General features: G+C 61.7%; 17 protein-coding genes. 2 read left to right on the top strand and 15 right to left on the bottom strand.

Features of this window, described 5'->3' with window-relative positions; genetic code table 11:
* Nucleotides 1-159: 159 nt before the first annotated feature.
* Nucleotides 160-1,053: a sensor histidine kinase gene (locus BT199_RS01390; RefSeq protein WP_072433707.1), complete on the top strand. Its 894-nt coding sequence runs from the start codon at nucleotides 160-162 to the stop codon at nucleotides 1,051-1,053.
* On the top strand, nucleotides 1,050-1,709 hold the full coding sequence (locus BT199_RS01385) for a response regulator (protein ID WP_014719328.1): 660 nt from the start codon (nucleotides 1,050-1,052) through the stop codon (nucleotides 1,707-1,709). The genes BT199_RS01390 and BT199_RS01385 overlap by 4 nt, the downstream gene beginning before the upstream one ends.
* Here the strand turns inward: BT199_RS01385 and yegS are convergent.
* From yegS to flhA, 15 genes are all read right to left on the bottom strand, one after another.
* Entirely contained in the window at nucleotides 1,668-2,588 is a 921-nt protein-coding gene (gene yegS, locus BT199_RS01380; protein ID WP_072433706.1) for a lipid kinase YegS, read from the bottom strand. The genes BT199_RS01385 and yegS overlap by 42 nt on opposite strands.
* A gap of 1,146 nt (nucleotides 2,589-3,734) precedes the next feature.
* Complete coding sequence (locus BT199_RS01365) at nucleotides 3,735-4,127, bottom strand: DUF2802 domain-containing protein (RefSeq protein ID WP_014719330.1); 393 nt, start codon at nucleotides 4,125-4,127, stop codon at nucleotides 3,735-3,737.
* The gene (locus BT199_RS01360) at nucleotides 4,128-4,610 is read right to left on the bottom strand and encodes a chemotaxis protein CheW (RefSeq protein ID WP_003192896.1); all 483 of its coding nucleotides are present in this window, start codon (nucleotides 4,608-4,610) and stop codon (nucleotides 4,128-4,130) included.
* A 79-nt stretch (nucleotides 4,611-4,689) separates the two neighbouring features.
* Nucleotides 4,690-5,481 (bottom strand): CheW domain-containing protein, encoded by a 792-nt coding sequence (locus BT199_RS01355; protein ID WP_032902451.1) that lies wholly within the window; start codon nucleotides 5,479-5,481, stop codon nucleotides 4,690-4,692.
* On the bottom strand, nucleotides 5,481-6,269 hold the full coding sequence (locus tag BT199_RS01350; protein WP_014719332.1) for a ParA family protein: 789 nt from the start codon (nucleotides 6,267-6,269) through the stop codon (nucleotides 5,481-5,483). Before BT199_RS01350 ends, BT199_RS01355 begins: the two co-directional genes overlap by 1 nt.
* Before the next feature lie 51 nt (nucleotides 6,270-6,320).
* Nucleotides 6,321-7,208 (bottom strand): flagellar motor protein MotD, encoded by an 888-nt coding sequence (motD, locus tag BT199_RS01345; protein WP_014719333.1) that lies wholly within the window; start codon nucleotides 7,206-7,208, stop codon nucleotides 6,321-6,323.
* A gap of 16 nt (nucleotides 7,209-7,224) precedes the next feature.
* Nucleotides 7,225-7,965: a flagellar motor protein gene (locus BT199_RS01340; protein WP_003192902.1), complete on the bottom strand. Its 741-nt coding sequence runs from the start codon at nucleotides 7,963-7,965 to the stop codon at nucleotides 7,225-7,227.
* The gene (locus BT199_RS01335) at nucleotides 7,965-9,095 is read right to left on the bottom strand and encodes a protein-glutamate methylesterase/protein-glutamine glutaminase (protein ID WP_003192904.1); all 1,131 of its coding nucleotides are present in this window, start codon (nucleotides 9,093-9,095) and stop codon (nucleotides 7,965-7,967) included. Before BT199_RS01335 ends, BT199_RS01340 begins: the two co-directional genes overlap by 1 nt.
* A gap of 48 nt (nucleotides 9,096-9,143) precedes the next feature.
* Nucleotides 9,144-11,348, bottom strand: coding sequence for a chemotaxis protein CheA (locus BT199_RS01330; RefSeq protein WP_014719334.1), 2,205 nt, complete (start codon nucleotides 11,346-11,348; stop codon nucleotides 9,144-9,146).
* Nucleotides 11,349-11,359: 11 nt separating this feature from the next.
* Complete coding sequence (locus BT199_RS01325) at nucleotides 11,360-12,148, bottom strand: protein phosphatase CheZ (RefSeq protein WP_003192906.1); 789 nt, start codon at nucleotides 12,146-12,148, stop codon at nucleotides 11,360-11,362.
* Nucleotides 12,149-12,166: 18 nt separating this feature from the next.
* The gene (locus BT199_RS01320) at nucleotides 12,167-12,541 is read right to left on the bottom strand and encodes a chemotaxis response regulator CheY (RefSeq protein WP_003192908.1); all 375 of its coding nucleotides are present in this window, start codon (nucleotides 12,539-12,541) and stop codon (nucleotides 12,167-12,169) included.
* Nucleotides 12,542-12,708: 167 nt separating this feature from the next.
* Complete coding sequence (gene fliA / locus BT199_RS01315; protein ID WP_003192909.1) at nucleotides 12,709-13,449, bottom strand: RNA polymerase sigma factor FliA; 741 nt, start codon at nucleotides 13,447-13,449, stop codon at nucleotides 12,709-12,711.
* Nucleotides 13,446-14,279: a flagellar synthesis regulator FleN gene (gene fleN, locus BT199_RS01310; RefSeq protein WP_003192912.1), complete on the bottom strand. Its 834-nt coding sequence runs from the start codon at nucleotides 14,277-14,279 to the stop codon at nucleotides 13,446-13,448. The genes fliA and fleN overlap by 4 nt, the downstream gene beginning before the upstream one ends.
* Before the next feature lie 105 nt (nucleotides 14,280-14,384).
* On the bottom strand, nucleotides 14,385-15,701 hold the full coding sequence (flhF, locus tag BT199_RS01305) for a flagellar biosynthesis GTPase FlhF (RefSeq protein ID WP_019818351.1): 1,317 nt from the start codon (nucleotides 15,699-15,701) through the stop codon (nucleotides 14,385-14,387).
* An 11-nt stretch (nucleotides 15,702-15,712) separates the two neighbouring features.
* Nucleotides 15,713-17,827, bottom strand: coding sequence for a flagellar biosynthesis protein FlhA (flhA, locus tag BT199_RS01300; RefSeq protein ID WP_019818353.1), 2,115 nt, complete (start codon nucleotides 17,825-17,827; stop codon nucleotides 15,713-15,715).
* Nucleotides 17,828-18,179 lie beyond the last annotated feature (352 nt).

Raw genomic sequence — 18,179 nt, 5'->3', positions numbered from 1 at the left:
CATAAACCCAATCAGACGACCAACGCTAATAGGGGTGTTACTATGCACCCCCCGAAGTGATTTAACTTCAACAGGCTTAAAAACGATTTGGCAGCGCACTCCAAACAGAGCCCGGTCAACCGGCCTCCCCGCAGTGAACCCTCATTGGCTCCATCCGCTATGTACGCCAGTTTCAAGTCACTTATCGCCAGGTCCGTGTCCCCCGGCCACGCGCGCCGCCTTACCCTTTCGCTATGCCTGTGCTCGTTGGTGGCGAGCCTGTGGGTCTATCTGCTGGACGCGCCACTGCCGTTGCTGATCGTGCTGCTCAACCTCGCCACGCTGATGGTGGTCGGGCTGCAACAGTGGCGTTCGCGCACAGCCATCAAGTTCGAGCCTCAGGAACTGGCCGCCCGCCTATTGCAAGTTCAGGAGAACGAACGTCACCGACTCAGCCGCGAACTGCATGACGACATCGGCCAGCTACTGACAGCCGCCAAGCTGCAAAGTGAATGGCTGCAGCGCCGCCTGCCCCAGGATCTGCAAAACCATTGTTCGGTGCTGTGCAATACGCTCAATGAAACCCTGGCCAAGGTGCGTGACGTCTGCGCCATCCTCAACCCGCGCCAACTGACCAGCCTGGGCCTGGAAGCCAGCCTGCGCGCGCACCTGCTCAAGACCCTGGAAAACACCCAGGTGTGCTGGAGCCTGGAGTGCCAGCAACGGCTCACCGGCATCCCCGAAGAAATGGCCGTGGCGGCCTTTCGCGTCACTCAGGAAGCGGTGACCAACATGCTTCGCCATGCAAAGGCTCGCAACCTGCTGGTGCGTCTGCAACGCCTGCCTGAAGGCTTGTCGTTGATAATCTGCGATGACGGCCAGGGGTTCTTGCCTGCCCCCGATCCGGGCCGGGAAGGCCAACGGGGCATGGCCGGTATGTGCGAACGAACACACCAACTGGGAGGCACCTTTTCCGTCAGCAGCGAGCCCGGCAAAGGTACACGCATCAACGCACTTTTCCCTTGGGCGCCCCGCGCTCTCGAACGGGCCAGCGCCCCTAAGGTTCTCGAGTGACCTGCAATTTACTCTTGGTAGACGACCATGCACTGATTCGCGCCGGCGTGCGCGCGCTGATTCTGGATATTCCCGGCTACAGCGTCATCGGCGAAGCCAGCGATGGCGCGCAACTACTGGAGCAATACAGTGCCTTGCAGCCAGATATCGTGCTGCTCGACCTGTCGATGAAGCACACCGGCGGGCTGGATGCCTTGCAGCAACTCAAGCGTTTTTACCCCACGTGCAAGGTGCTGATTCTGTCGATGCACACCGAGCCGGACCTGATCATGCGCGCACTGGAGTCCGGTGCCCACGGCTACCTGCTCAAGGACACCACCGCCAACGAGCTGGAACATGCCCTGCTGGCCCTGCGTAACAACGAACGCTACCTGAGCCCCGCCATCGCCCACACAGTGATCAACCAGGCGCTGATCCGTAGCCAGGCCCCCAGCGCGCCTGTCGCCCACAGCCACAGCCTGACGGCGCGGCAACTGGAAATCCTGCGCTTGATCGTGCGCGGCAAATCCACCCGCGAAATTGCCCACGGCCTGGGCCTGAGCATCAAGACTGTCGAAGCCCACCGCTCGCAGATCATGAAGCGCTTGCAGATTTTTGACGTGGCGGGCCTGGTGTTATTTGCCGTGCGTGAGCAGATCATCAGCCTGGACGACTAACGGCGAACCCAGCGGCAAGTGCACGCGCAGGGCCTTGGGCAGCGCTTCGAAGTGCAGGTCGTCGCCTTCCAGCGGCTCGCCGTCGAGGTTGATGTACAAGCCTTGTGCGACCTTGATCTTCACCCACGGCAGGCGTGCGCGCACGAACATGGTGTCCAGGCCCCAGCCGTTGTTCATCAACTCACGCAACGTGCCGACCACCTCTTGAGGCGCCGGCAAGATGCTGACATCCAACAGCCCGTCATCAGCCAATGCACCGGGGCACAGCACATGCCCGCCACCGGCCTGGCGACCGTTACCGATGCCCAGCGCGAGCAACTCGCCTTTCCAATGGAAATCCGGGCCTTCCAATTCACCGTAGGCGGCTTTCAATTCACTGAAGCGGGTTAAACCGGTAAACAGGTACGCGGCACCGCCCAGGACCTTCTTCAGGTCTTCGGACGTGTTGGCCGTGACCTGGCTGCCAAAACCACCGGTGGCCATGTTCAGGAAGATTTGCCCACCGACCTGGCCCAGGTCAATCGCCTTGGGCGGCACGTCCAGCAAAGCCAGGGCGCCAGCCGGCTCCAACGGCACGCCGGCGGCCTTGGCGAAATCATTGGCGGTACCCAGGGGCATCAGCACCAGGCTGGCGTCGGTGTTGGCATGGGCCATGGCTTCGGCCACATCGCGCAAGGTGCCGTCGCCACCGCCGGCAATGATATGGGTGTACCCCTCGGCCAGCGCTTCATTGACCAGTCGCCGGGCATCACCGCCCTCCCACGTCACCCGCACGGCCAGCTCCCCACCCTGCTCACGCCGGGCCAGCACGGCAGCGCGCACATCCTCGTTGAGGGCTTGTTTGCCGTGAAGGATCAACAGGGCTTTGGGGGCGGTCATTTGGGAGAATCTCCTGGGTCAAGGTGCTTGAAGGATGTTGACCTTTGGGGAACAGGAAAAGTCTGTGGCTGGAGAAAATTGATTGAAGTACACAGATCAAGAAGTGGGAGCTGGCTTGCCTGCGATGGCGGCGGTTCAATCGACAAAGACCTCAAATCTGCCACCCAACGGTAACCACGATGCGAAGCGAGCCGCTCTTGATCTTGATCTTGCTCTGCTTTTGATCTCAGGCGCCCCGTTAAACCACGCTGGCCGAACGCAGGCTTGAATTCGTGGGTAACCCGGCAGGACGCCGGGTTAGCCGCCCCGCGCCATGGATGGCGCGGGGCGGCGGCCCACGGATTCAAGACTGTGTTCGGGCACACCGAGCCTAAGCGAGATGCCGAGTGGTGGGGCAAGAGCGCTTTGCTTACTTTCGCGCTTTTCGAAAGTGAGCCGCCGTCAGGGCGGAACCCTAAGTGGCCGTTACCGCAGGAATGGATATGTACTCGCTATAACAGCGTCGCCTGTCAGGCCGCCTTCGCGAGCAAGCCCGCTCCCACAGTTGGATTGTGGGGTGTCAGGCAGAGAGGTGTCGGCTGGTAGGCCGTCATCGCAGGCAAGCCAGCTCCCACAGTTGGATCGGGGGTGTCAGGTAGAGAGGTGTCGGCTGGTAGGCCGTCATCGCAGGCAAGCCAGCTCCCACAGTTGGATCGGGGGTGTCAGGTAGAGAGGTGTCGGCTGGTAGGCCGTCATCGCAGGCAAGCCAGCTCCCACAGTTGGATCGGGGGTGTCAGGTAGAGAGGTGTCGGCTGGTAGGCCGTCATCGCAGGCAAGCCAGCTCCCACAGTTGGATCGGGGGTGTCAGGTAGAGAGGTGTCGGCTGGTAGGCCGTCATCGCAGGCAAGCCAGCTCCCACAGTTGGATCGGGGGTGTCAGGTAGAGAGGTGTCGGCTGGTAGGCCGTCATCGCAGGCAAGCCAGCTCCCACAGTTGGATCGGGGGTGTCAGGTAGAGAGGTGTCGGCTGGTAGGCCGTCATCGCAGGCAAGCCAGCTCCCACAGTTGGATCGGGGGTGTCAGGTAGAGAGGTGTCGGCTGGTAGGCCGTCATCGCAGGCAAGCCAGCTCCCACAGTTGATCGCTGCGGCGGCCAAGCCGCGTCGAGAATCAGCCCTTGTGCAACTTACTCATCAACTGCGCCTCGGCCTGGGTCAGCCCGCACGACTGGGTCAACTCATCCACCGTCGCCCCCATGCCAACCAGCTTGGCCGCCTGGGCAAACGACAGGTTCGACGGATCACGCTGCTCCAACTGCACCAACCTGTCCGGCAACGGCGCAAGAATCGCACGCAGTTCATGCACCTCATCCCCCACCCGCACCGCACTTTGCTGGTAATGATCAACGCGCTTGACCAGTTCCAGAATGCGCCGGTCACGCACCGCATCGCGCTCGGCCTGTTGCAAGGCCAACTCCCGCTGCTGGCGCACATAGCGCAGCACAAACGCCAAGGTCCCGGCCCACAACAGGGCCAGGACAATCACCGCTGCCTCAAGGAACAATCAGATGCTCTCCAGTTCCGACCACTCTTCTTCGCTCATCATCTTGTCCAGCTCAACCAGAATCAGCAGTTCGCCGTTCTTGTTGCACACGCCCTGGATGAACTTGGCCGACTCTTCGTTACCGACGTTCGGTGCGGTTTCCACTTCCGATTGGCGCAGGTAAACCACCTCGGCCACGCTGTCGACCAGGATGCCGACCACTTGCTTGTCGGCCTCGATGATCACGATACGGGTGTTGTCGCTGACTTCAACCGTGTCCAGGCCGAACCGCTGGCGGGTGTCGATCACCGTCACCACGTTGCCACGCAGGTTGATGATGCCCAGCACGTAACTTGGCGCGCCTGGAACCGGGGCGATCTCGGTGTAGCGCAGCACTTCCTGCACGCGCATCACGTTAATGCCGTAGGTTTCGTTGTCCAGCTTGAAGGTCACCCATTGCAGGATCGGATCATCCAAACCTTGTGCGGACGCTGACTTGTTCATTCATCTGACCCCTTCAAATGCCGCTATCGACGGCGTGTGTGCACGTAGGCCGCGCAACCGCACGGCCCTTATTGTTCAATCAACTGCGTTTGTTCTGTGGCATTGCCTTCACCGCACCGCTGGCGATCAACTCGGCCAGTTCGGCGACATCCAGCAACGCGCACATGTGTTCAATCACCGTGCCCGCCAGCCACGGCCGCTGGCCGCGGTGGCTGCGCCATTTGATTTCATTGGGGTCCAGGCGCAACGAGCGGCTGACTTGATGCACCGCCAGCCCCCACTCGTAGCCCTGCACCGAGATCACGTATTGCAGGCCCTGGCGAAAATCATCGCGGTAGCGGTCGGGCATCACCCAGCGCGCCGTATCCAGCACCTTGAGGTTGCCGGCCTGGCTGGGCAGGATGCCGAGGAACCACTCCGGCTGCCCGAACAGCGGCGTCAGCTCCTGGCCTTCCAGGGAATAGATCGAGCCCAGGCACACCAGCGGCACCGCCAGGGTCAACCCGGCGACGTCGAACAGCAGGCACTCGAACGGCTCGGCAGCCCATGAGGGGCGACCGTCGCCCGTCACCGGTGGCGGCGTGATGCTGGGCGGCAGGTGCACGTCCACCAGCGGTTCGACCACCGGCGGCGCCACCACTGCCGGGGCGCTCGGCACCACCACGGGCGCCTCCACCCCCTGCGCATCCCGTGCCTGCTCTTCCATCACCGCCTGCTGGAATTCATCCAGCGGGCTTTCGGGTTCGACAGCAGGCTCAAGTACCAGAATCGGTTCTGGCAGTTCCTCGGCCGTCGCATCCTGCAGCAAGGCATCCAGGTAGGATTCCAGTGCCAGTTGCGGGCGGGTCTTGAATTCGACAGGACGGTTCATCACGCCACCTGCGCCACAAGTTGTTGCGACAGCAGGTGCTTGAGCAACGCACGGTAGGCCAGCACGCCACGGCTCTTGCCGTCGAACTGCGACGGTGTGAGCCCGGCACGGCTGGCGTCACGCAGGCGCGTGTCCACCGGGATGTAACCGTTCCAGATGGTGTCCGGGTAGGCATCGCGCAATACGCGCAAGGTGCCGAGGGACGCCTGGGTGCGACGGTCGAACAAGGTCGGCACGATGCTGAACGGCAGCGCCTGCTTGCGCGAACGGTTGATCATCGCCAGGGTGCTGACCATACGCTCCAGGCCCTTGACCGCCAGGTGCTCGGTCTGCACCGGGATCACCAATTGCTGGCTGGCCGCCAACGCGTTGACCATCAGCACGCCGAGCAACGGCGGGCTGTCGATGATCGCGTAATCGAAGTCCTGCCACAGCTGCGCCAGGGTCTTGGCGATCACCAGGCCCAGGCCGCTCTGGCCTGGCGACTGGCGCTCCAGCGTGGCCAGGGCGGTGCTCGACGGCAGCAGGGAAATGCTTTCGTTGCTGGTGGGCAACAGCAGTTGCCCAGGCAGATCCGCCGGCACGCTGCCCTTGTGCAAAAACAGGTCATAGCAGCTATGTTCCAGCGCATCCGGGTCGTAGCCGAAATAGCTGGTCATGGAACCGTGGGGGTCCAGGTCGACCACGACCACACGCTTGCCCGCTTCGGCCAGCAAACCGGCCAAGGCGATGGAAGTGGTGGTCTTGCCGACTCCACCCTTTTGATTGGCAACTGCCCAGACTCTCATTCGGTTGGTTCCTCCCGGCGGGCACAGGCGCGACCGAGACATTGCATACGGTTATTGAGCCAGCGACGGAGAATTGACGTTACTCGGTCGGACCGGCGGTTTGACAACGGGCGGTGCAGTTTGTGTGCCAGCACGCTTCAACGCCGCATCCGGGGTGGCATTGGCGGTGCCGGTTCCGGTCAGGCTGCGACGCACATCCAGGTTGCGCGAGACCACCAGCACCACCCGGCGGTTACGGGCACGGCCTTCGACCGTGGCGTTATTGGCCACCGGCTGGAATTCACCATAGCCCACCGACGCCAGGCGCTGGGGGTTCACACCCTGCATCGCCAACATGCGCACGATGCTCGATGCGCGGGCCGAGGACAGCTCCCAGTTGGTCGGGTACTGCGCAGTGCTGATGGGGAAATTGTCGGTGAAGCCTTCCACGTGGATCGGGTTTTCAAACGGTTTGAGGATCGCCGCGACCTTGTCGATGATGGTGAACGCCTGGTCACTGGGCAATGCATCAGCACTGGCGAACAACAGGCTGGAGTTCAGCTCGATCTCCACCCACAACTCATTGCCACGCACGGTCATCTGGTTGGAGCTGATCAGGTCGCCAAAGGCGGCACTGATATCGTCTGCGATGCTCTTGAGCGGGTCGCTGGTGCCTTGGATACCGGCAGCGGTTTCATCACTGTCATTGACCAGAGGCTTGGCCGGGGTCACGGTCTTGGGCCGCTCTTCGCCGATAGGGATCGGCTTGAGCGACCGCTCGGCATCGTTGAACACGCCCACCAGCGCCTGGGAAATAATCTTGTACTTGCCTTCGTTGATCGACGAGATCGAGTACATCACCACAAAAAACGCGAACAGCAAGGTGATGAAGTCCGCGTAGGACACCAACCAGCGTTCGTGGTTGACGTGTTCCTCGGGCTCGCGACGGCGACGGCTCACAGGCAGTTCCTCCCCATCAATCCATGAAGCCCTGAAGCTTCAATTCGATGGAGCGCGGGTTCTCGCCCTCGGCAATCGACAGGATGCCTTCGAGCAACATTTCGCGATAACGCGACTGGCGCATGGCAATCGACTTGAGCTTGCTGGCCACCGGCAGCAGCACCAGGTTGGCACTGGCCACGCCGTAGATGGTCGCGACAAACGCCACGGCAATGCCGCTGCCCAGTTGCGAAGGGTCGGCCAGGTTGCCCATCACGTGGATCAGGCCCATCACCGCGCCGATGATGCCAATGGTCGGCGCGTAGCCGCCCATGCTTTCAAAGACTTTGGCCGCGTTGATGTCACGGCTTTCCTGAGTGTAGAAGTCCACTTCGAGGATGCTGCGGATCGCTTCCGGTTCGGCGCCATCGACCAACAGTTGCAGGCCTTTGCGCGCGTAGCTGTCAGGCTCGGCATCGGCCACGCCTTCCAGGCCCAGCAGGCCTTCCTTGCGGGCGGTGAGGCTCCAATTGACCACGCGGTCGATGCCGCCTGCCAGGTCGACCCGTGGCGGAAAAATGATCCACACCAGAATCTGCATGGCACGCTTGAATGAGCTCAGGGGCGACTGCAACAACGCCGCGCCCACGGTGCCACCGATCACGATCAGCGCTGCCGGGCCGTTGGCCAAGGCGCCGAGGTGGCCGCCTTCCAGGTAGTTGCCACCGATGATGGCGACAAACGCCATGGTGATGCCGATCAGGCTCAACACATCCATCAGAGGCAGGCCTCCACCAGGTGCTTGCCGATGTCGTCCAGGCTGTAGACCGCATCGGCCAGGTCAGCCTTGACGATGGCCATGGGCATGCCATAGATCACGCAACTGGCTTCATCCTGGGCCCAGATGGCGCTGCCGCCCTGCTTGAGCAGGCGCGCACCTTCACGGCCATCGGCGCCCATGCCGGTGAGCACCACCGCCAGAACTTTGTCGCCATAGGACTTGGCCGCCGAACCGAAGGTGATATCCACACACGGCTTGTAGTTCAGGCGCTCATCGCCCGGCAGGATTTTGATCGCGCCACGCCCATCCACCATCATCTGCTTGCCGCCCGGCGCCAGCAGTGCCAGGCCAGGACGCAGAATGTCGCCATCCTCGGCTTCCTTGACGGTGATACGGCACAGCTTGTCCAAGCGCTCGGCGAACGCCTTGGTGAATGCCGCCGGCATGTGCTGCACCAGCACAATCGGCGCAGGGAAGTTGGCCGGCAGTTGGGTCAATACCCGCTGCAAGGCCACCGGGCCGCCGGTGGAGGTGCCGATGGCGACCAGCTTGTAAGCCTTGCGCTTGGGTGCCGGCGAATGCGCACTCGGCGCTGCGGCGGCACGCACCGGCGCGACCGCAGGCCGGGCCACGGGCGCCGGGGCCGGGCGCGCAAACGACGAACTGGGCGCCGCTGCGGCGGGCGCAGGCGTAGGGGCTGGCGCAGGTGTGCTGAACAGGCTGCGACGGTTACTGCGGGAAATGCTGTGCACCTTCTCGCACAGCATCTGCTTGACCTTGTCGGGGTTGCGCGAGATGTCTTCGAAATTCTTCGGCAAAAAGTCCACCGCGCCGGCATCCAAAGCGTCGAGGGTCACCCGCGCGCCTTCGTGAGTCAGCGAGGAAAACATCAATACCGGTGTAGGGCAGCGTTGCATGATGTGGCGCACGGCCGTGATGCCATCCATCATCGGCATCTCGTAGTCCATGGTGATCACGTCCGGCTTCAAGGCAATGGCTTGATCGATCGCCTCTTTGCCGTTGGTGGCCGTGCCGACCACCTGGATCGTTGGATCAGCGGAAAGAATTTCCGAGACGCGGCGGCGGAAGAAACCCGAATCGTCCACCACCAGGACCTTGACTGCCATAAACACTCCGTTAGGCGGGGCGGGCATGACCGCCCTGCCCCACCAGAATCAAATACGCCGTGCGGCGTAACGCTTGAGCATGCTCGGAACATCGAGAATCAGTGCGATGCGACCGTCACCGGTAATGGTTGCGCCCGACATGCCTGGGGTTCCCTGCAGCATCTTGCCCAAAGGCTTGATCACCACTTCTTCCTGGCCCACCAGTTGGTCGACCACAAAGCCGATGCGCTGGGTACCCACGGACAGAATCACCACATGGCCTTCGCGTTGTTCTTCATGGGCGGCCGAGGCCACCAGCCAACGCTTGAGGTAGAACAGCGGCAACGCCTTGTCACGCACGATCACCACTTCCTGGCCGTCCACCACGTTAGTGCGCGACAGGTCGAGGTGGAAGATCTCGTTGACGTTGACCAGCGGGAAGGCGAACGCCTGGTTGCCCAGCATCACCATCAGGGTCGGCATGATCGCCAGGGTCAACGGCACCTTGATGACGATCTTGGAGCCCTGGCCCTTGGTCGAGTAGATATTGATCGAGCCGTTGAGCTGGCTGATCTTGGTCTTCACCACGTCCATGCCCACGCCACGCCCGGACACGTCGGAGATCTCGGTTTTGGTCGAAAAGCCCGGGGCAAAGATCAGGTTGTAGCACTCGGTGTCGGTCAGGCGGTCGGCGGCGTCCTTGTCCATCACGCCGCGCTTGACCGCGATATTGCGCAAGATGGTCGGGTCCATGCCTTTGCCGTCATCGGTGATCGACAGCAGGATGTGGTCGCCCTCTTGCTCCGCCGCCAAAATCACTTTGCCGTTGCGGGACTTGCCCGCAGCTTCGCGTTCTTCCGGAGTTTCTACGCCGTGGTCGACCGCGTTGCGCACCAAGTGGACCAGCGGGTCAGCCAGAGCCTCGACGAGGTTTTTGTCGAGGTCGGTTTCTTCGCCCACCAGTTCCAGGTTGATTTCTTTCTTGAGCTGGCGCGCCAGGTCACGAACCAGGCGCGGGAAACGGCCGAAGACTTTCTTGATCGGCTGCATCCGCGTTTTCATCACCGCGGTTTGCAGGTCGGCGGTGACCACGTCGAGGTTCGACACGGCCTTCTGCATGGCTTCGTCGCCGCTGTTCAGGCCCAGGCGCACCAGACGGTTACGCACCAGCACCAGTTCGCCCACCATGTTCATGATGTCGTCCAGGCGCGCGGTATCCACACGCACGGTGGTTTCGGCTTCGCTGGCAGGTTTTTCCGCTGCCGCTGGGGCCGCTGCACGCGCAGGGGCCGGGGCGGCGGCAGGTGCTGGCTTGGCTGCCGGCGCAGGTTTGGCAGCAACCGGTGCCGCAGTGGCTGGTGCTGCAACCTGCGCGGCCGCGGCCGGGGCAACTTCGCTGAACTTGCCTTTGCCGTGCAGCTCGTCGAGCAAGGCTTCGAATTCGTGATCCGAGATCAACCCGTCACCGGCCGGTGCGGTACTGGCCGCTGGCGCAGCGGCGGCGGCAGTCGCTGCAACCTCGGGCAGGGCTTCGGCCACAAAGGTGCCTTTGCCATGCAGTTGGTCGAGCAGTGCCTCGAATTCGTCGTCGGTAATGTCAGTGCTGGTGTTGGCAGCGGGTGCTTCTGGCGTCGCCGCAGGAGGTGCCACGGCATCCGCCGCGAACTGGCCTTTGCCGTGCAACTGGTCGAGCAACGACTCGAACTCGGCGTCCGTAATGTCTTCACTGCTCGGCGTCGCGGCAGGCTGCACCGGCACTTCAGCTTCGGCCTTGACCGCGCTGAGGGAGTTGAGCAGTTGTTCGAACTCGCTGTCGGTCACGTCCGGCTCGGCTTGCGCCACCGGCTCCGGTGCGGCCTCGACCACCGGCGCAGCCGCGGTATCGGCAGGTTCGGCCAGGCGCGCCAGGGCGGCCAGCAGTTCCGGCGTGGCGGCAGTGATCGGTGCACGTTCACGCACTTGGCTGAACATGCCGTTGACCGCATCCAGTGCTTCGAGAATCACGTCCATCAGTTCCGAGTCGACGTGACGCTCACCCTTGCGCAGGATGTCGAAAACGTTCTCGGCGATGTGACAGCACTCCACCAGCTCATGGAGCTGGAGGAAGCCGGCGCCCCCTTTTACAGTGTGAAAACCGCGAAAAATTGCATTGAGCAGGTTCGCATCATCCGGTCGGCTTTCCAGCTCGACCAGTTGTTCGGACAGTTGCTCTAGAATTTCGCCGGCCTCTACAAGGAAATCCTGAAGGATTTCTTCATCGGCGCCGAAGCTCATGTGGGTGCTCCTTAGAAGCCTAAACTGGATAACAGGTCATCTACGTCATCCTGACCTGACACAACGTCTTCACGTTTATCGGCATGAATCTGCGGACCTTCACCCTTGGCGAGATGTTTTTGTGGATCTTTTTCCGAGAGGATCGCTTCACGGTCATGTTCGATGCCGGCAAAACGATCGACCTGGCCGGCCATCAGCACCAATTTGAGCAAGTTGCTTTCCACTTCGGTAACCAACTGGGTCACGCGCTTGATCACCTGGCCGGTGAGGTCCTGGTAATCCTGGGCCAGCAGGATGTCGTTGAGGTTGCTGGCCACCGTGCGGTTTTCCTGTTCGCTGCGCGACAGGAACCCGTCGACGCGACGCGCCAGTTCACGAAACTCTTCAGCGCCCACTTCGCGGCGCATGAAGCGGCCCCAGTCCTGGCTCAAGGCCTGGGCTTCGGTGGCCATGCCGTTGACCAGGGGCGTGGCGTTTTCCACCAGGTCCATGGTGCGGTTGGCCGCCGCCTCAGTCAGCCTGACCACATAGGACAGGCGCTCGGTGGCATCAGTGATCTGGGAAATTTCTTCGGCCTGGGGCATGCGCGGGTCAATCTGGAAATTGACGATTGCGCTGTGCAGCTCGCGTGTGAGCTTGCCCACTTCCTGGTACAGGCCGCGGTCACGGGTCTGGTTAAGCTCATGGATCAACTGCACCGCATCGGCGAACTGGCCTTTTTCCAGGCTGTCGACCAACTGGTGAGCATGTTTTTTCAGGGTCGACTCAAAGTCGCCCTGTGACGTTTCGTTATGCTCCATAGCTCCCCCGCGATGGCATTAGCCGTGGATGCGTTCGAAGATTTTCTCGATCTTCTCTTTCAAGGCCAGTGCCGTGAATGGTTTGACCACATAACCGTTGACCCCGGCTTGGGCGGCTTCGATGATCTGTTCGCGCTTGGCTTCGGCGGTCACCATCAGCACAGGCAAGCTGCGCAGTTTTTCATCGGCGCGCACATGGCGCAGCAGGTCGATACCGGTCATGCCCGGCATGTTCCAGTCGGTTACCAGAAAGTCGATGCTCCCGCTGTTGAGGATCGGAATGGCCGTCAGGCCATCATCCGCCTCGACCGTGTTGGTGAACCCAAGGTCACGCAACAGGTTTTTAATGATCCGCCGCATCGTTGAGAAGTCATCAACGATGAGGATTTTCATGTTCTTGTCCAATTCGACCTCCAAGCAGTCTTAAACGCGCCCAGCACCTGGACGCGCCATTTCAATCAACAGGCGTTACACAAAAAGGACTGCCCAGGGCACCACGGCACACAGCCGCGAAACCTTGCGATCTCACGGCAGCGTCTGCAGTGCCCCCACACTGCCTGTCAGCGCGCGCGCCACTCGGCCAATCGCCCCCGCAAGCGGGCTGCGCACTGGCTATGCAACTGGCTGACACGCGATTCGCTGACCCCCAGGACCTCACCGATTTCCTTGAGGTTCAGCTCTTCGTCGTAGTACAGCGCCAGCACCAGCCGCTCACGCTCCGGCAAGTTGGCGATTGCATCGGCCAACGCGCCCTGGAAACGTTCATCTTCCAGGTCGCGTGACGGCTCCGTATGCGCGCTCGCGCCGTCCTCGTGCAGCCCTTCGTGTTCGCCGTCCTGTAAAAGGTCGTCAAAACTGAACAGGCGGCTGCCCAAGGTATCGTTCAAAATCCCGTAATAATCGTCGAGACTCAATTGGAGTTCGGCCGCAACTTCATGATCTTTAGCGTCACGACCGGTTTTTGCTTCAATTGCTCGAATTGCATCACTGACCATGCGCGTATTGCGGTGTACCGAACGCGGCGCCCAATCGCCTTTACGCACCTCGTCGAGCATCGCGCCACGGATACGGATACCCGCATACGTTTCGAAACTGGCACCCTTGCTGGCGTCGTATTTGGTCGAGACTTCAAGCAGGCCGATCATGCCGGCCTGGATCAAGTCTTCAACCTGCACACTCGCGGGCAGGCGCGCCAACAGGTGATAGGCAATGCGCTTGACCAACGGCGCATAGCGCTCGATCAATTCGCCCTGGCTGTCACGTGCCGACTTTTTGTAAAGGTTGTAGCCGCTGGATGTCATAGCACCGGTCCTGCGCTCGTCTGATGCACCAAACGCTCGACGAAAAACTCCAGATGCCCCCGCGGGTTGGCGGGCAACGGCCAGGTATCGACCTTCTGGGCAATGGCCTTGAACGCCAGTGCGCATTTCGAACGAGGGAACGCTTCGTAGACCGCACGCTGCTTTTGCACGGCCTTGCGCACACACTCGTCATAGGGAACTGCGCCGACGTATTGTAAAGCCACATCGAGGAAGCGGTCCGTGACCTTGGTCAACTTGGCGAACAGGTTGCGCCCTTCCTGCGGGCTCTGGGCCATGTTGGCCAGCACGCGGAAGCGATTCATGCCGTAGTCACGGTTAAGCAGTTTGATCAGCGCGTAGGCATCGGTGATCGAGGTGGGCTCGTCGCACACCACCAACAGCACTTCCTGCGCTGCGCGCACAAAGCTGACCACCGACTCGCCGATCCCGGCGGCGGTGTCGATCACCAGCACGTCGAGGTTGTCGCCGATGTCGCTGAACGCCTGGATCAGCCCGGCATGCTGCGCGGGGCTCAGGTGCACCATGCTCTGGGTGCCCGAGGCCGCCGGCACGATGCGAATGCCACCAGGGCCCTGGAGCAGCACATCGCGCAGCTCGCAGCGGCCCTCGATCACATCGGCCAGGGTATGTTTGGGTGTCAGCCCCAGGAGAACGTCCACGTTCGCCAAGCCCAGGTCAGCATCCAGCAGCATGACGCGACGGCCAAGCTCTGCCAGGGCCAGGGACAAATTCACTGACACGTTAGTTTTCCCGACGCCACCTTTGCCGCCGGTCACCGCGATCACCTGTACGGGATGCATGCTGCCCATTTTATTTCTTTACCTTGTCTTGCTTAGACGCAGGCTACATGGCTTGGCCGCGTGAATCGCTTGCAGACCATCGATGTAGGTACATTTCACGGTGTTCATCCTGCCTCAACCCACCCGTTTAGCCGGGTGGTGGTAAAGGTCGGCGAACATATCGGCCATCGCTTCCTCGCTAGGCTCGTCTTGCATTTGCACACTCACGGCACGGCTGACCAACTGATGACGGCGCGGCAGATGCAGATCATCCGGGATCCGCGGCCCGTCGGTGAGGTAGGCAACCGGTAATTCATGGCTGATGGCCAGGCTCAATACCTCGCCCAGGCTCGCGGTTTCGTCGAGTTTGGTGAGGATGCAGCCGGCCAAGCCGCAACGCTTGTAGCTGTGATAGGCAGCGGTAAGAACCTGTTTCTGGCTGGTGGTTGCAAGCACCAGGTAATTTTTCGACTTGATGCCACGCCCGGCCAGGCTTTCGAGCTGCATGCGCAGCGCTGGATCACTGGCTTGCAGGCCGGCGGTATCGATCAGCACCACGCGCTTGCGCAGCAACGGCTCGAGGGCATTGGCCAGGGACTGGCCCGGGTCGACATGGGTCACCGGCACGTTGAGAATGCGGCCCAGGGTCTTGAGCTGCTCCTGGGCGCCGATGCGGTAGCTGTCCATGCTCACCAACGCGATATTCTGTGCGCCGTACTTAAGCACATAACGGGCGGCCAGCTTGGCCAGGGTGGTGGTCTTGCCCATGCCGGCGGGGCCGACCATGGCGATCACACCGCCCTCTTCCAGGGGTTCGATTTCCGGCGTGGCGATCATGCGCGCCAGATGCGCCAGCAACATGCGCCAGGCCTGACGAGGTTCTTCGACTTCGGCGGTCAAGGCCAGCAGGTCGCGGGACAACGGGCCGGACAGGCCGATGCGCTGCAAGCGACGCCACAGGTTGGCTTGCTGCGGCTTGCTGCCTTGCAACTGAGTCCAGGCCAACGAGCCCAGCTGCACTTCGAGCAATTCGCGCAGGCCATTGAGTTCAAAGCGCATCGAGTCGATCACACGCTGGTCAACTGCGGCGGCCGGGGCAGGCGCTGCAGGACGCGGCGGTTCGACAAAGGTGGGCTCAACCAGCGGCTCGGCGGCGGTCAGCGGCAGGCCGGCGAATAATTGGCGATTGGTGCTGGCATCGCTGTCACCGCGCATGCTCAGTTCAGCCTGGGCCGACACAATGCGCGAGGCGGTCTTGCGCAGCTCGTCTTCGAGTTCCATGTTCGGCACGCGCGGGGCCAGCGCCTGGGGCGTGTAATCCAGGGCAGCCGTCAGCTCGACACCGCCAGCAATCCGACGGTTACCGATAATCGCGGCATCGGCGCCCAGCTCATCGCGGACCAACTTCATGGCCTGACGCATATCGGCGGCGAAAAAACGCTTAACTTGCATAACCCACTACCTCAGCCATTGGGCCCAACTGTCGCGACGATAGTCACTTGCTTATTGTCAGGAATTTCCTGGTAAGCCAATACGTGCAAATTCGGTACAGCCAGGCGTCCAAACCGCGACAACATCGCGCGAACCGGGCCAGCCACCAGCAGGATCACCGGGTTGCCCTGCATTTCCTGGCGCTGTGCGGCGTCGATCAACGAACGCTGCAGCTTTTCAGCCATGCTTGGCTCCAGTAAAACGCCCTCTTCCTGGCCTTGCCCCGCCTTCTGAATACTATTGAGCAATATTTGTTCCAACCTGGGTTCCAAGGTGATCACAGGCAGCTCGGACTCAGTCCCTACAATGCTTTGCACGATTGCGCGGGACACACCGACACGCACCGCCGCCACCAGAGCGGCAGTATCTTGACTCTTGGCGGCATTGTTGGCGATGGCCTCGGCAATGCTGCGAATGTCGCGCACGGGCACCTGTTCGGCCAACAGCGCTTGCAACACCTTGAGCAACTGCGACAGCGACAGCACACCCGGCACCAGTTCTTCGGCCAGTTTTGGCGACGATTTGGCCAGCAAGCCCATCAATTGCTGGACTTCCTCGTGGCCGATCAGCTCGTGGGAGTGCTTGTAGAGAATCTGGTTGAGGTGCGTGGCGACCACGGTACTGGCATCCACCACGGTGTAACCGAGGGACTGCGCCTGGCTGCGCTGGCTGACTTCGATCCACACCGCTTCCAGGCCGAAAGCCGGATCTTTGGCGGTGATGCCGTTGAGCGTACCGAACACTTGGCCTGGGTTGATCGCCAGTTCGCGGTCCGGGTAGATCTCGGCTTCGGCCAGGATCACCCCCATCAGGGTCAGGCGATAGGCGCTGGGGGCCAGGTCGAGGTTGTCACGGATATGCACGGTGGGCATCAGGAAGCCCAAGTCCTGCGACAGCTTCTTGCGCACGCCCTTGATTCGCGCCAGCAGTTGCCCACCCTGGTTGCGGTCGACCAGCGGGATCAGGCGGTAGCCGACTTCCAGGCCGATCATGTCGATGGGCGTGACGTCGTCCCAGCCCAGTTCCTTGGTTTCCTGGGCACGGGCCGGGGATGGCAGCAGATCCTGTTGACGGGCGATTTCCTGCTCGGCCTGGACCTTGACCTGGTTCTGCTTCTTCCAGAACAGGTACGCCGCGCCACCCGCCAGGGCCGCCATGCTCAGGAACGAGAAGTGCGGCATGCCCGGCACGATACCCATGATCGCCATAATGCCCGCCGCCACGGCCAGGGCCTTGGGCGAAGCGAACATCTGCCGGCTGATCTGCTTGCCCATGTCTTCGGAGCCCGAAGCACGGGTAACCATGATGGCCGCCGCTGTGGATAACAACAGTGATGGCAATTGCGCCACTAAACCGTCACCAATGGTCAGCAAGGCGTACACCTTGCCGGCATCGCCGAAGGTCATGCCGTGCTGGAAGATACCGACCGCCATGCCGCCGATCAGGTTGATAAACAGAATCAACAGGCCAGCGATGGCGTCACCGCGCACAAATTTGCTGGCGCCGTCCATGGAGCCGTAGAACTCGGCTTCCTGAGCAACTTCGGCCCGGCGCGACTTGGCTTGGTTCTGGTCGATCAAGCCGGCGTTGAGGTCGGCGTCGATGGCCATCTGCTTGCCGGGCATGGCGTCGAGGGTAAACCGCGCGCTCACCTCGGAAATCCGCCCGGCGCCCTTGGTCACCACCACAAAGTTGATGATCATCAGGATCGCGAACACCACGATACCGACCACGTAGTTACCGCCGATCACCACCTCACCGAAGGCCTGGATCACCTTACCGGCAGCGGCATGGCCGTCCTGGCCGTGGAGCATCACCACCCGCGTGGAGGCGACGTTCAATGCCAGACGTAGCAGGGTCGCCACCAGCAGAATCGTCGGGAACACCGCGAAATCCAGCGGCCGCAAGGCGTACACGCACACCAGCAAGACCACGACAGACAGGGCAATGTTGAAGGTAAAGAACACGTCGAGCAGGAAGGGCGGCATCGGCAACATCATCATTGCCAGCATCACCAGCAACAACAACGGCACACCCAGATTGCCCCGCGACAGGTCAGTCAGGGTGCCACGGGCCGTGTTGAGCATTTGAGAGCGATCTACCACCGGTATTCCTCGGGTCCTTGAAGCAAAGTTTTGACGCTGGAGGGCGACTTGGAGGCGGGGTTGCAAGAAGCCTTCCAACTTTGGTTTTGGGACGATTTTCGGGTGGTAACCGATTCAAGTGTGGGAGCTGGCTTGCCTGCGATGCGGTGTGTCAGGCGCACGACTTGAGCACTCTGCAAGGGTGACGCAGAGCGTCACGGATGCGTTCCCCACGCGGGAGCGTGGGAACGATCAAGAGGCTTGATACCTGAGGCTAGAACAATAACGCGGTTCCCTGGATCATTCCCACGCTCTGCGTGGGAATGCCGCCTGGGACGCTCCGCGTCCCGAGCCA

Origin of the sequence: Pseudomonas sp. NFR02, from assembly GCF_900119375.1 — a bacterium.
Lineage (GTDB): Bacteria > Pseudomonadota > Gammaproteobacteria > Pseudomonadales > Pseudomonadaceae > Aquipseudomonas > Aquipseudomonas paracarnis.
The sequence above is the reverse complement of the archived record's forward strand: the minus strand, read 5'-3'. Positions and strand labels throughout refer to the sequence as shown.